Source organism: Phenylobacterium sp. (assembly GCF_036723115.1).
GTDB lineage: Bacteria > Pseudomonadota > Alphaproteobacteria > Caulobacterales > Caulobacteraceae > Phenylobacterium.
Genome location: NZ_DAIMHV010000084.1, coordinates 1 through 12572 on the forward strand (window position 1 = coordinate 1; position 12572 = coordinate 12572).

Annotated in this window: 15 protein-coding genes; all 15 read left to right on the forward strand. The window is 66.4% G+C overall.

Annotation, left to right across the window (positions count from 1 at the left end; genetic code table 11):
• Positions 1-155: NADH-quinone oxidoreductase subunit A (gene ndhC / locus V7D28_RS09800; protein WP_333587214.1), on the forward strand; the 155-nt coding region annotated here is incomplete at its 5' end.
• Entirely contained in the window at positions 125-706 is a 582-nt protein-coding gene (locus tag V7D28_RS09805) for a NuoB/complex I 20 kDa subunit family protein (protein WP_333587200.1), read from the forward strand. The genes ndhC and V7D28_RS09805, both read left to right, overlap by 31 nt.
• Positions 703-1332: an NADH-quinone oxidoreductase subunit C gene (locus V7D28_RS09810; protein ID WP_333587201.1), complete on the forward strand. Its 630-nt coding sequence runs from the start codon at positions 703-705 to the stop codon at positions 1330-1332. Before V7D28_RS09805 ends, V7D28_RS09810 begins: the two co-directional genes overlap by 4 nt.
• The gene (locus V7D28_RS09815; protein WP_333587202.1) at positions 1329-2564 is read left to right on the forward strand and encodes an NADH-quinone oxidoreductase subunit D; all 1236 of its coding nucleotides are present in this window, start codon (positions 1329-1331) and stop codon (positions 2562-2564) included. Before V7D28_RS09810 ends, V7D28_RS09815 begins: the two co-directional genes overlap by 4 nt.
• On the forward strand, positions 2561-2911 hold the full coding sequence (locus V7D28_RS09820; protein WP_333587203.1) for a nuclear transport factor 2 family protein: 351 nt from the start codon (positions 2561-2563) through the stop codon (positions 2909-2911). Before V7D28_RS09815 ends, V7D28_RS09820 begins: the two co-directional genes overlap by 4 nt.
• Positions 2912-2918: 7 nt before the next feature.
• Positions 2919-3602, forward strand: a complete 684-nt coding sequence (nuoE, locus tag V7D28_RS09825; protein ID WP_333587204.1) for an NADH-quinone oxidoreductase subunit NuoE — start codon at positions 2919-2921, stop codon at positions 3600-3602.
• Positions 3599-3808, forward strand: coding sequence for a hypothetical protein (locus V7D28_RS09830; RefSeq protein WP_333587205.1), 210 nt, complete (start codon positions 3599-3601; stop codon positions 3806-3808). The genes nuoE and V7D28_RS09830 overlap by 4 nt, the downstream gene beginning before the upstream one ends.
• Positions 3809-3813: 5 nt before the next feature.
• Positions 3814-5130: an NADH-quinone oxidoreductase subunit NuoF gene (nuoF, locus tag V7D28_RS09835; RefSeq protein ID WP_333587206.1), complete on the forward strand. Its 1317-nt coding sequence runs from the start codon at positions 3814-3816 to the stop codon at positions 5128-5130.
• 5 nt (positions 5131-5135) lie between these two features.
• Complete coding sequence (gene nuoG, locus V7D28_RS09840) at positions 5136-7175, forward strand: NADH-quinone oxidoreductase subunit NuoG (RefSeq protein ID WP_333587207.1); 2040 nt, start codon at positions 5136-5138, stop codon at positions 7173-7175.
• 3 nt (positions 7176-7178) lie between these two features.
• Positions 7179-8264, forward strand: a complete 1086-nt coding sequence (gene nuoH, locus V7D28_RS09845) for an NADH-quinone oxidoreductase subunit NuoH (RefSeq protein ID WP_333587208.1) — start codon at positions 7179-7181, stop codon at positions 8262-8264.
• The gene (nuoI, locus tag V7D28_RS09850; protein ID WP_333587209.1) at positions 8264-8761 is read left to right on the forward strand and encodes an NADH-quinone oxidoreductase subunit NuoI; all 498 of its coding nucleotides are present in this window, start codon (positions 8264-8266) and stop codon (positions 8759-8761) included. Before nuoH ends, nuoI begins: the two co-directional genes overlap by 1 nt.
• A gap of 105 nt (positions 8762-8866) precedes the next feature.
• Positions 8867-9484 carry an NADH-quinone oxidoreductase subunit J gene (locus V7D28_RS09855; protein ID WP_333587210.1) on the forward strand — a complete coding sequence of 206 codons (618 nt, stop codon included), beginning with the start codon at positions 8867-8869 and terminating at the stop codon, positions 9482-9484.
• Entirely contained in the window at positions 9481-9789 is a 309-nt protein-coding gene (nuoK, locus tag V7D28_RS09860; protein ID WP_333587211.1) for an NADH-quinone oxidoreductase subunit NuoK, read from the forward strand. Before V7D28_RS09855 ends, nuoK begins: the two co-directional genes overlap by 4 nt.
• Positions 9790-9796: 7 nt before the next feature.
• Positions 9797-11854 (forward strand): NADH-quinone oxidoreductase subunit L, encoded by a 2058-nt coding sequence (gene nuoL, locus V7D28_RS09865; RefSeq protein ID WP_333587212.1) that lies wholly within the window; start codon positions 9797-9799, stop codon positions 11852-11854.
• 18 nt (positions 11855-11872) lie between these two features.
• Positions 11873-12572 (forward strand): proton-conducting transporter transmembrane domain-containing protein (locus V7D28_RS09870; protein ID WP_333587213.1); only part of this gene is annotated, 700 nt, incomplete at its 3' end.

The following is a 12572-nucleotide window of genomic DNA, read 5'->3' on the forward strand; positions in this document are numbered from 1 at the left end:
TGGAGGTCGCGTTCCTGTTCCCCTGGGCCGTCAGCCTGATGGGTCTGCCCCAGGAGGCGATGCAGTTCGCCTTCTGGTCGATGATGACCTTCCTGGGCGTGCTCACCGTGGGCTTCATCTACGAATGGAAGAAGGGGGCCCTGGAATGGGAGTGATCGTTCCCGCGGGCGAGGCCGGCCGAACCACGGTCGAGGGCTACGACCCGAAGAAGCACGACCCGTTCTTCGACGGCGTGTCCCAGAACCTGGCCGACAAGGGCTTCGTCACCGCCGGCCTCGACGACCTGATCACCTGGGCGCGCACCGGCTCGCTCATGTGGATGACCTTCGGCCTGGCCTGCTGCGCCGTGGAGATGATGCAGGCCTCCATGCCGCGCTATGACCTGGAGCGGTACGGATTTGCGCCGCGCGCCAGTCCGCGCCAGTCGGACGTGATGATCGTGGCCGGCACCCTGTGCAACAAGATGGCTCCGGCCCTGCGCAAGGTCTACGACCAGATGCCGGACCCCCGCTACGTCATCTCCATGGGCTCCTGCGCCAATGGCGGCGGCTACTACTATTTCAGCTATTCGGTGGTGCGCGGCTGCGACCGGATCGTGCCGGTGGACATCTATGTCCCGGGCTGCCCGCCCACGGCCGAGGCCCTGCTCTATGGGGTGCTTCAGCTGCAGAAGAAGATCCGCCGCACCGGGACGATCGAACGATGAGCTGGCCGGTCTCCGCCGCCGATCTGGCCGCCCTGGGCCAGCAGATGGTCGCCAACAGCGCCGGGGCGCTGAACGGCGCCCATGTGGCCTATGACGAACTGACTCTGTCGGCGCCCCTGCCGCGGATCGTCGAGGCCCTGACCTTCCTGCGCGATCACCCTGACTGCCGCTTCGAGGTTCTGGTCGACCTGACGGCGGTGGACTATCCCGAGCGCGCCCAGCGTTTCGACGTGGTCTATCACCTGCTGTCGATGTCCAGGAACCTCCGGGTCCGGGTGAAGCTGGTCACCGACGAGGACACCGCGGTGCCCACCGTCACGCCTGTCTATCCTTGCGCCAACTGGTATGAGCGCGAAGCCTTCGACATGTACGGGGTGTTCTTCGACGGACATCCGGACCTGCGCCGGATCCTCACCGACTACGGCTTCCACGGCCATCCGCTCCGCAAGGACTTCCCCATGAGCGGCTATGTGGAGCTGCGCTATGACGACGAGCTCAAGCGCGTCGTCTATGAGCCCATCAAGATGACCGAATGGCGGAACTGGGATTTTCTCAGCCCCTGGGAAGGCGCCGAACGGGGCTTCGCGGCCCTGCCGGGCGACGAGAAGGCGGAGCCCAAGGCATGACCGGAGACGTCATTCCCAGCAGCGAGACCCAGCTGGCCCACACCCCGGGCGGCGAAACCGAGCTGCGCAAGTTCACCATCAATTTCGGCCCCCAGCATCCGGCGGCGCACGGGGTGCTGCGCCTGATCCTTGAGCTGGACGGCGAAGTGGTGGAGCGGGTGGACCCCCATGTGGGCCTGCTGCACCGGGGCACGGAAAAGCTGATGGAGGCCAGGCCCTATCAGCAGACCATCCCCTATTTCGACCGCCTCGACTATGTGGCCCCGATGAACCAGGAGCACGCCTATGTGCTCGCCATCGAAAAGCTCATGGGGGTGGAGGTTCCGATCCGCGGCCAGCTGATCCGGGTGCTCTATTCCGAGATCGGCCGCATTCTGAACCACCTGCTGAACGTCACCACCCAGGCCATGGACGTGGGCGCGCTGACCCCGCCGCTCTGGGGGTTCGAGCAGCGCGAAAAGCTGATGGTCTTCTATGAGCGGGCCTCGGGCGCGCGGCTCCATGCCAACTACTTCCGCGTGGGCGGGGTGCGTCAGGACCTGCCGCCGGAACTGATCGCCGACATCGACGCCTGGTGCGACGCCTTCCCCAAGGCCCTGGCCGAGATCGACGCCCTGATCACCGGCAACCGCATCTTCAAGCAGCGCAATGTCGACATCGGCGTGGTGACCAAGGAAGAGGCCCTGGCCTGGGGCTTTTCCGGGGTGATGGTGCGCGGTTCGGGGATCGCCTGGGACCTGCGCCGCAACCAGCCCTACGAGTGCTACAACGATCTCGAGTTCGACATTCCCCTGGGCGTCAACGGCGACTGCTACGACCGCTATCTGGTGCGCATGGAAGAGATGCGCCAGTCGATCCGGATCATGAAGCAGTGCTGCGAGCGTCTGGCGCGGACTCCGGGCCCTGTCCTCAACGAGGACAACAAGATCGCCGCGCCGCGCCGGGGCGAGATGAAGCGCTCCATGGAGGCGCTGATCCACCACTTCAAGCTCTTCACCGAGGGCTACCGGACCCCACCCGGCGAGGTCTATGCCGCGGTGGAGGCGCCCAAGGGGGAGTTCGGGGTCTTCCTAGTCTCCGACGGGACGAACAAGCCCTACAAGTGCAAGATCCGCGCGCCGGGCTATCCCCACCTGCAGGCCATGGACTGGATGAACCGCGGCCACATGCTGGCAGACGTCTCGGCCATTCTGGGCTCGCTGGACATCGTGTTCGGGGAGATCGACCGGTGACGACGACGACCCGGCTCACCCCCGCCGACCTGGCCCAGGGCCAGCTTGAGGCCTACAACGCCCAGGACGTGGAGGCCCTGTGCGGCTTCTTCGCCGACGACCTGGTCGTGGCCGACTTCAACGGGGCGGTGACGGTCCAGGGGCTGGAGGCGTTCCGCGCCCGGCACGTGGCCTTGTTCGCCGAGCATCCGCAGAACCGCGCTGAGCTGGCCCACCGGATCGTCATCGGCGAGCGCGTCATCGACCACGAACGGGTCTATCGCCAGCCGGGGCCGGTGAGCTTCGAGGTGGCGGCCATCTACACCATTGCGGACGGCAAGATCGCCCGCATCGACTTCGTGAAGTGAGGGGCAAGTGAGCGTCCGTCGTCTTTCGCCCAACCAGCCCGCCAGCTTCGCCTTCTCCAAGGAGAGCCTCGAAAAGGCTCAGTGGTGGATTTCGAAGTTTCCCGCCGGGCGCCAGCAGTCGGCGGTGATTCCGCTGCTCTGGCTCGTCCAGAAGCAGGAAGGCTGGGTGTCGGAGCCCGCCATTCGCCACGTGGCCGAGATGCTGGGCATGGCCCGCATCCGGGTGCTGGAAGTGGCCACCTTCTACACCATGTTCATGCTGGAGCCGGTGGGCAGCGTCGCCCTGGTCCAGGTGTGCGGCACCACGCCGTGCCAGCTTCGCGGTTCCGAGAGCCTGATGGCGGTCTGCAAGCGCAAGATCGGAGCCAAGGACCACCTCTCGGCCGACGGCAAGTTCTACTGGCAGGAAGTCGAGTGCCTGGGGGCCTGCGCCAATGCGCCCATGGCCGCCATCAACGACTATTACTACGAAGACCTCACGCCCGAGAGCTTCGAGGCTCTGCTGGACGACTTCGCCGCGGGCAAGGCGCCGGCGCCGGGCTCTTCGGCCGGCCGCCAGGGTTCGGCGCCCGAGGGCGGGCCGCTCGTCCTGCAGGACGCCTCCCTCTATGACGGCACGGCCGCCAAGCCGATCAAGAAGCTGCCCAACGCCGAGCCGGCGAAGAAGGCCAAGGCGGAGCCTGCGTCTTGAACGACGAGGCGAAGATCAAGGCGCGGTTCCTGCGCATGGCGGTGATCAACGGGGGTTGCCTGGCCGTGGCCATCGCCGCAGTCGCGGGCGCGTTCGTCACTGGCCAGGACTGGCTGTTTGCGATCTTCGGCCTGGCGCTCGCCGCGGGCTTTGCGGCGCAGATCGGTTTCATCGCCGCCTTCCGGCGCGCGAAAGAAGGAGTTTGAGGGGCGTGGTCGGGATTCTCGCAGACAAGGACCGGATCTTCACCAACCTCTATGGCCTGCACGACTTCGGCCTGGAGGGCGCCAAGCGCCGCGGCGCCTGGAACGCGACGCGGGACATGCTGTCCCAGACGCCGGAGTGGATCTGCGACCAGATCAAGAATTCCGGCCTGCGCGGCCGGGGCGGGGCGGGCTTCGGCACGGGCCTGAAGTGGACCTTCATGCCCAAGCAGGAGAGCGAGCGGCCGCATTATCTGGTGGTCAACGCCGATGAGTCCGAGCCGGGCACCTGCAAGGACCGCGAAATCCTGCGCAATGATCCGCACCTGCTGATCGAGGGCTGCCTGATCGCCAGCTACGCGATCCGAGCGCACGCCTGCTACATCTATATCCGCGGCGAGTATGTCTTCGAGCGCGAGCGCCTGGAGGCGGCGATCAAGCAGGCCTATGAGGCCCGGCTGATCGGCAAGGACAATGTCCACGGCTGGGACTTCGACCTCTATGTGACGCACGGGGGCGGGGCCTATATCTGCGGCGACGAGACCGCCCTGATGGAAAGCCTGGAGGGCAAGAAGGGCCAACCCCGCCTGAAGCCGCCGTTCCCGGCCGGCGCGGGCATCTATGGCTGCCCGACCACCATCAACAATGTCGAGACCATCGCCACCGTGGGCACGATCCTGCGCCGGGGGGCCGATTGGTTCGCGGGCTTTGGTCGTCCCAACAACACCGGCACCAAGCTGATGGCCATCTCCGGCCATGTGAACAAGCCGTGCGTGGTGGAAGAGACCATGTCCATCCCCCTGCGCCAGCTGCTGGAGGATCACTGCGGCGGCGTGCGCGGCGGCTGGGGCAATCTGAAGGCTGTGATTCCGGGGGGATCGTCGGTGCCGATGATCACCGCCGAGATGGCCGAGAGCGCCCTCATGGACTTCGACTCCCTGCGCGAGATGCGCTCGGGCCTGGGTACGGCGGCGGTCATCGTCATGGACAAGGACGCCGACGTGGTGAAGTCCATCGCCCGGCTCGCCTACTTCTACAAGCACGAGAGCTGCGGCCAGTGCACGCCCTGCCGTGAAGGCACCGGCTGGATGTGGCGGGTGATGGAGCGGATGGTCACCGGCGAAGCCGAGATGTCGGAGATCGACCTGCTGCTCGACGTGGCCTCCCAGGTGGAGGGCCACACCATCTGCGGCCTCGGCGACGCCGCCGCATGGCCGATCCAGGGCCTTTTCCGCCACTTCCGCCATGAGGTGGAAGACCGCATCACCAGGTACCGCGCCGGACGCCCGCATGTGCAGGGCGCCACGCTCGTGGCCGCGGAGTAAGACGAATGCCGATAGCCAAGGTTGACGGCGTCGAGGTCGAGTTCGAACCCGGCATGACCGTCCTTCAGGTGGCCGAGCTGGCGGGCAAGGAAATCCCGCGCTTCTGCTACCACGAACGCCTGTCCATCGCCGGCAACTGCCGCATGTGCCTGGTGGAGGTGAAGCCCGGTCCCCCCAAGCCGCAGGCCTCTTGCGCCCTGCCGGCCGCCGAAGGGCAGGAGATCTTCACCGACACCCCCATGGTGCGGAAGGCCCGGCACGGGGTGATGGAGTTCCTGCTCATCAACCACCCCCTGGACTGCCCGATCTGCGACCAGGGCGGGGAGTGCGACCTGCAGGACCAGGCCATGGGCTATGGCCGCGACGATTCCCGCTATGCCGAGAACAAGCGGGCGGTCGAAGAGAAGTTCATGGGTCCGCTCATCAAGACGGTGATGACCCGCTGCATCCAATGCACCCGCTGCGTCCGCTTCGTCACCGAAGTGGCCGGCGTGCCGGAGATCGGTCTCATCTCCCGCGGGGAAGATGTTGAAATCACGACCTATCTCGACGCGGCCGTCACGTCTGAGCTGAGCGCCAACGTCATCGATCTGTGCCCGGTGGGCGCCCTGACCTCCAAGCCTTACGCCTTCAACGCCCGTCCCTGGGAGCTGAAGAAGACCGAAAGCGTGGACGTCATGGACGCGCTCGGCTCGGCGATCCGGGTGGACGCCCGCGGCCCGGCCGTGCTGCGCGTGCTGCCGCGCATCAATGACGACGTCAACGAAGAGTGGATCAGCGACAAGACCCGCTATGCGGTGGACGGCCTGTCCCGCCAGCGCCTGGACCGCCCCTACGTGCGTGAGAACGGCAAGCTGCGCGCCGCGACCTGGCCCGAAGCCCTGCAGACCGTGGCGGCCCGGATCAAGGCGACGTCCGCCGACCGCATCGGCGTGATCGCCGGCGACCTTCAGGACGCGGAGTCCATGAAGGCGGCCCTGGACCTGTTCGGCGGCCTGGGCGTCGCCAGCCTGGACTGCCGTCAGGACGGCATGGCCCTGGGTGATGGTCCGCGCGAGAGCTGGCTGTTCAACGCCACTCTGGCCGGGATCGAAGAGGCTGAGGTCATCCTGCTGGTGGGGACCAATCCCCGCCTTGAAGCCCCGGTGTTCAACGCCCGTCTGCGCAAGCGCTGGCTGGCCGGCGCCCTGCGCGTGGGCGTCATCGGCGAGCAGGCCGACCTGACCTATGGCTATGACTATCTGGGCGCGGGCCCTGAGAGCCTGACGGCCCTGGCCAAGTCCCGCGGGGATTTCGCCAAGGCGTTCAAGGCGTCCGGCAAGGTCGCGGTGATCGTGGGCGCAGGCGCCCTGTCGCGGGCCGACGGCGCCGCTGTGGTCAAGGCCGCCGCCGGCGTGGCCAAGACCTTCGGCGCGTCCTGGAACGTGCTGCACACCGCCGCCGCCCGGGTGGGCGGTCTCGACCTGGGCTTCGTGCCTGGCGAGGGCGGCCGCAGCGCCCTGGACCTTGTGGCCAAGGGGGGCGCGGACCTGCTGTTCCTCATGGGCGCCGACGAGATGGATCTGTCGGCCACCGACGCCTTCGTCGTCTATATGGGCAGCCATGGGGACGCCGGCGCGCACCGGGCCGACGTGATCCTGCCGGGCGCGGCCTATACCGAGAAGAACGGCCTCTATGTGAACACCGAGGGCCGGGTGCAACGCGGCGCCCGGGCGGTCTTCCCCAAGGGCGAGGCCCGGGAAGACTGGGCCATCCTGCGCGCCCTCTCGGAGCATCTGGACGCCAAGCTGCCCTATGACAGCCTGGATCAGCTGCGCGCCAAGCTGTTCGCCGACCATCCCACCTTCGGCCGCATCGACTATGTGCCCGACGCGCCGGGGGCCCTGGACCTGGCCGCCCTGGGCGGGGAGGGGGCGCTGTCGGACGCGCCGTTCGCCAGCCCGATCAAGGCCTTCTACCTGACCAATCCCATCGCGCGCGCCAGCGTGACCATGGCCGAGTGCCAGGCTCTGGTCTCCGGCGCCGACAAGATCGCCGCGGAGTAGGGCATGGACGCGACCACCAATTTCTGGGCCACGCCGGGGGGCTGGACCCTGATCACGGTCGGCCAGATCCTGGCCGTGATGATCTGGATCCTGCTGTCGCTGGCCTTCCTGCTGCTGGCTGACCGCAAGATCTGGGCCGGCGTGCAGATGCGCAAAGGCCCCAATGTGGTGGGTCCCTTCGGCCTGCTGCAGTCCTTCGCCGACTTCTTCAAGTTCGTGCTGAAGGAGATCGTCATCCCCGACGGGGCCGACAAGGTGGTCTTCATCCTGGCCCCCCTGATCAGCTTCATCCTGGCCTTTGCGGCCTGGGCCGTGGTGCCGCTGGCGCCGGGCTGGGTGGTGTCGGACATCAATGTGGGCGTGCTCTACCTGCTGGCGATCAGCTCGCTGGGCGTCTACGGCATCATCATGGGCGGCTGGGCGTCCAACTCGAAATACCCCTTCCTGGGCAGCCTGCGTTCGGCCGCCCAGATGGTCAGCTACGAAGTCTCCATCGGCTTCGTGATCGTCACCGTGATCCTGCTGGCCGGAACCATGAACCTGCAGTCCATCGTCGAGCAGCAGGGCGGCGGCTTCTGGAACTGGAACGTGTTCGGCGGCGGGCTGGTGAACCTGCCCATGGCGCTGGTCATGATCCCCATGGCGGTGGTGTTCTTCATCTCGGCCTTGGCCGAGACCAATCGTCCGCCCTTCGACCTGCCCGAGGCGGAGTCGGAGCTCGTGGCCGGCTATCAGGTGGAATATTCCTCCACCCCCTATCTGCTGTTCATGATCGGCGAGTACGCCAACATCGTCCTGATGTGCGCCCTGATCACCATCCTCTTCTTCGGCGGATGGCAGGCCCCGTTCCCGACGCCCTTTGTCGAGAGCTGGCCGGCGACGGCCCAGAGCTTCTTCGGCTTCATGTGGTTCTTCGCCAAGACCGTCTTCTTCTTCTTCCTGATCGCCATGGTGAAGGCGATCGTCCCCCGCTATCGCTATGACCAGCTGATGCGTCTGGGGTGGAAGGTTTTCCTGCCGACCTCCCTCGTGGCCGTGGTGATCATCGCGGCGTGGCGCGTGTTCGGTCCGGCCCAGGGAGCGATCTGATGAGCTTTTCCGCCCGCGTCAGCCAGGCCGTGAAGGGCGCGGCCCTCATGGACTTCATCGGGGCCTTTGGCCTGGGCATGAAGTACATGATGCGCCCCAAGGCCACCGTGCTCTATCCCAATGAGCGCAATCCGCAGTCGCCCCGCTTCCGCGGCGAACACGCCCTGCGGCGCTATCCCAACGGGGAAGAGCGGTGCATCGCCTGCAAGCTCTGCGAGGCCGTCTGCCCCGCCCAGGCCATCACCATCGAGGCCGAGCCCCGCGCCGACGGCAGCCGCCGCACGACCCGCTACGACATCGACATGGTGAAGTGCATCTATTGCGGCCTGTGCCAGGAAGCCTGCCCGGTGGACGCCATCGTCGAGGGGCCGAACCTGGAGTTCGCCACCGAGACGCGGGAAGAGCTGTATTACGACAAGGAACGCCTGCTCGATAACGGGGACCGTTGGGAGCGGGAGATCGCGAAGAATCTGGAACTCGACGCGCCCTACCGATAAGAGACGGGCGCGATTCCGGGGCGAATTGGACGTCCGCATCCGACCGGGCCGCTGGGCCTGAAACGTCGGCGCGGGCATGAAGTAAGGGGCGAAAGTAGAGCCGTCATGGCCTTGCAGGCGATCGCATTCTATCTGCTGGCGATAGTCACCATCGGCTCGGCCTTTGCCGTGGTGACCGCCAGAAACCCCGTGCACTCGGTGCTGTTCCTGATCCTCGCCTTCTTCTCGGCGGCGGGGCTCTTCCTGCTGCTGGGCGCGGAGTTCCTCGCCATGCTGCTGGTGGTGGTCTATGTGGGCGCCGTCGCCGTCCTCTTCCTGTTCGTCGTCATGATGCTGGATGTGGACTTCGGGGCGCTCAAGTCCGGCTTCGCCCAGTACATGCCCATCGGCGGTCTGGTGGCTGGCATTCTGGCCATCGAGATGATCGTGGTCGCCACCTCGGTGGCCACGGGCGGGGCGGCGCGGGGCCAGACCGAGCCCATGGCGCGGGCCGGCGATCTCTCCAACACCGAGACGATCGGCCAGGTGCTCTACACCGACTATGTCTACTTCTTCCAGGCGGCGGGGCTCGTGCTGCTGGTGGCCATGATCGGCGCCATCGTGCTGACCCTGCGCCACAAGCCTGGCGTCCGCCGCCAGAACATCGCCGACCAGGTGGCCCGCAGCCCGGCCACCGGCATGCGCACCGTTCAGATCAAGCCGGGCGAGGGGATGGGCGAATGACCATCGGGCTCAGTCACTATCTGGCGGTCGCCGCCATTCTGTTCACCATCGGCGTCTTCGGCATCTTCGTGAACCGCCGGAACGTCATCGTCATCCTGATGTCGATCGAGCTGATCCTGCTGGCGGTGAACATCAACCTCGTCGCCTTCTCGGCCTATCTGCACAATGTGGTGGGGCAGATCTTCGCCATGTTCGTGCTCACCGTGGCCGCGGCCGAGGCCGCCGTCGGTCTGGCGATCCTGGTCACCTTCTTCCGTAACCGCGGCGGCATCGCCGTGGACGATGCTTCGATGATGAAAGGCTGACGGAGCCATGACCCCTCAGTCCATCGCCGTCACCCTGGTTTTCGCGCCCCTGCTGGGCGCCCTGGTCGCGGGCCTTTTCGGCCGGCGGATCGGCGACGTCGCCTCCCAGGCGGTGACCACCGGCCTGCTCATCCTGTCCTGCCTGCTGTCCTGGACCATCTTCGTCCAGTGGACCTGGGGCGGGCTCGAAGCCTTCACCCTGACCCTGCTGCCCTTCATCAATGTGGGCGACTTCCAGTCGGCCTGGTCCATCCGGATCGACGGACTGTCGGCGGTCATGCTGATCGTCGTGACGACGGTCTCGGCCCTCGTGCACGTCTATTCCTGGGGCTACATGGCCGAGGACGACTCCCGGCCGCGCTTCTTCGCCTATCTGTCCCTGTTCACCTTCGCCATGCTGGCCCTGGTGACGGCCGCCGACTTCATGCAGCTCTTCTTCGGCTGGGAAGGGGTGGGACTGGCGAGCTACCTGCTCATCGGCTTCTGGTTCAAGAAGCCCACGGCCAACGCCGCCTCCATCAAGGCCTTCGTGGTCAACCGGGTGGGCGACTTCGGCTTCGCGCTCGGCATCATGACCGTCTTCTGGATGTTCGGCACCATCGAGTTCGCCGAGATCTTCCCCCGTGTGGAAGAGTTCGCCGCCACGGGCTGGTCGTTCGCCGGCCAGACCTGGCATGCGGTGGATCTGGCCTGCGCCCTGCTGTTCATCGGCGCCATGGGCAAGTCGGCCCAGTTCTTCCTGCACACCTGGCTGCCGGACGCCATGGAAGGCCCGACCCCGGTCTCGGCCCTCATTCACGCCGCCACCATGGTGACGGCCGGCGTCTACATGGTCTGCCTGCTGTCGCCCATGTTCGAATACGCCCCGGTGACCAAGCAGATCGTCACCCTGGTGGGCGCGGTCACGGCCCTCTTCGCCGCGACGGTGGGCCTGGCCCAGAACGACATCAAGCGGGTCATCGCCTATTCGACCTGCTCGCAGCTGGGCTACATGTTCTTCGCCGCCGGCGTCGGCGCCTATCAGGCGGCCATGTTCCACCTGTTCACCCACGCCTTCTTCAAGGCCCTGCTGTTCCTGGGCGCCGGCTCGGTGATCCACGGCATGCACCACGAGCAGGACATGCGGAAGATGGGCGCCCTGTGGAAGCTCATGCCCCTCACCTATGCGGTGATGGTCATCGGCACCCTGGCCATCACCGGCTTCGGCATTCCGAGCCTGCACCTGGGCTTCGCCGGCTTCTACTCCAAGGACATCATCATCGAGTCCGCCTGGGCCGCGGGGCAGGAGAACGGCCTGGCCGCCTTCGCCTTCGTGGTCGGCCTCTTCGCCGCGGGCCTGACGGCCTACTATTCCTGGCGCCTAGCCTTCATGACCTTCCACGGTCACGCCAAGTGGGGCCACGAGCCGCACGATGATCACGCCTATGCCCCGGCCCAGCACGAGACTCACGACGAGCCTCTGCCGGACGCCCACGACCATGGCCACCATCACGACCACAAGCCCCATGAGAGCCCCTGGGTGATGGTGGTTCCTCTCCTGCTGCTGTCCATCGGGGCGGTGGCGGCGGGCTTCGTGTTCGCCGAGTTCTTCGTCGGCCACGACGAGGGCGAGTTCTGGCGCGGCGCCATCTTCACCGGCGCGGCCAACCATGTGCTCGAACATGCCCATCACGCGCCGACCTGGGTGCTGTGGGCGCCGCTGGTGGTGTCGATGATCGGTCTTGCGACCGCCTTCTACATCTATGTGCTCAAGGAAGGGCTCGGCGCCCGCCTGGCCGCGCGCCAGGGGCCGGTCTGGACCTTCCTGTACAACAAGTGGTTCTTCGACGAGCTCTACAACGCCACCTTCGTCCGCGGCGCGCGGGCGCTGGGCGACCTCTTCTGGAAGGTGGGCGACCAGAAGATCGTGGACGGCCTCGGCCCCAATGGGGTGGCGGCGGTGTCCAATGCGCTCGGCAAGCGCACCGGGCGGCTCCAGACCGGCTTCGTCTACCACTATGCGTTTGTGATGCTGCTCGGCGTGGCGGGACTGCTGTCCTTCGCCCTCTACGCCTGGGCGGCCTAAGGGGCGGGGGATTACGTCATGACCGGCATTCTCTCGCTCATCACCTATGCGCCCCTGCTGGGCGTGGCTGCGATCCTCGCCCTGCGCCTGACCGCGCCGGCGGGCGGCGCGCGCTCGGCCGAGACGGCCAAGTGGATCGCCTTCGTCACCACCCTGGCCACCTTCGCCCTGTCGCTGGTGATGCTGGCCAATTTCGACACCGAGACGGCCGACTTCCAGTTCCTGGAGGACTTCGCCTGGTTCGGCGGTCTCCACTACCGGATGGGGGTGGACGGCATCTCGGTGCTGTTCGTGGTTCTGACGGCCTTCCTGATGCCCCTGTGCATCGCCGCCTCCTGGCGCTCCATCGAGCATCGGGTCGAGGAATATCTGATCGCCTTCCTGGCGCTCGAGACCCTGGTCATCGGCGTGTTCTGCGCGCTGGACCTGATCCTCTTCTACGTCTTCTTCGAATTCGGCCTGGCGCCGATGTTCCTGATCATCGGGGTCTGGGGCGGCAAGAACCGGGTCTATGCGGCCTTCAAGTTCTTCCTCTACACCCTGCTGGGCTCGGTCCTGATGCTGGCCGCGGTTCTGGCCATGATCGGCATCACCGGCACGTCCTCCATCCCGGAACTCATGACCTATGAGTTCGGCGAGGGAATTCAGACTTGGCTGTGGCTGGCCTTCTTCGCCTCCTTCGCGGTGAAGATGCCCATGTGGCCGGTGCACACCTGGC

Coding starts and splice junctions, on each gene's coding strand:
- V7D28_RS09805 (WP_333587200.1), top strand. CDS start 125: ATGGAAGAAGGGGGCCCTGGAATGGGAGTGATCGTTCCCGCGGGCGAG.
- V7D28_RS09855 (WP_333587210.1), top strand. CDS start 8,867: ATGGCCTTGCAGGCGATCGCATTCTATCTGCTGGCGATAGTCACCATC.
- nuoK (WP_333587211.1), top strand. CDS start 9,481: ATGACCATCGGGCTCAGTCACTATCTGGCGGTCGCCGCCATTCTGTTC.
- nuoH (WP_333587208.1), top strand. CDS start 7,179: ATGGACGCGACCACCAATTTCTGGGCCACGCCGGGGGGCTGGACCCTG.
- nuoI (WP_333587209.1), top strand. CDS start 8,264: ATGAGCTTTTCCGCCCGCGTCAGCCAGGCCGTGAAGGGCGCGGCCCTC.
- nuoL (WP_333587212.1), top strand. CDS start 9,797: ATGACCCCTCAGTCCATCGCCGTCACCCTGGTTTTCGCGCCCCTGCTG.
- V7D28_RS09810 (WP_333587201.1), top strand. CDS start 703: ATGAGCTGGCCGGTCTCCGCCGCCGATCTGGCCGCCCTGGGCCAGCAG.
- V7D28_RS09815 (WP_333587202.1), top strand. CDS start 1,329: ATGACCGGAGACGTCATTCCCAGCAGCGAGACCCAGCTGGCCCACACC.
- nuoG (WP_333587207.1), top strand. CDS start 5,136: ATGCCGATAGCCAAGGTTGACGGCGTCGAGGTCGAGTTCGAACCCGGC.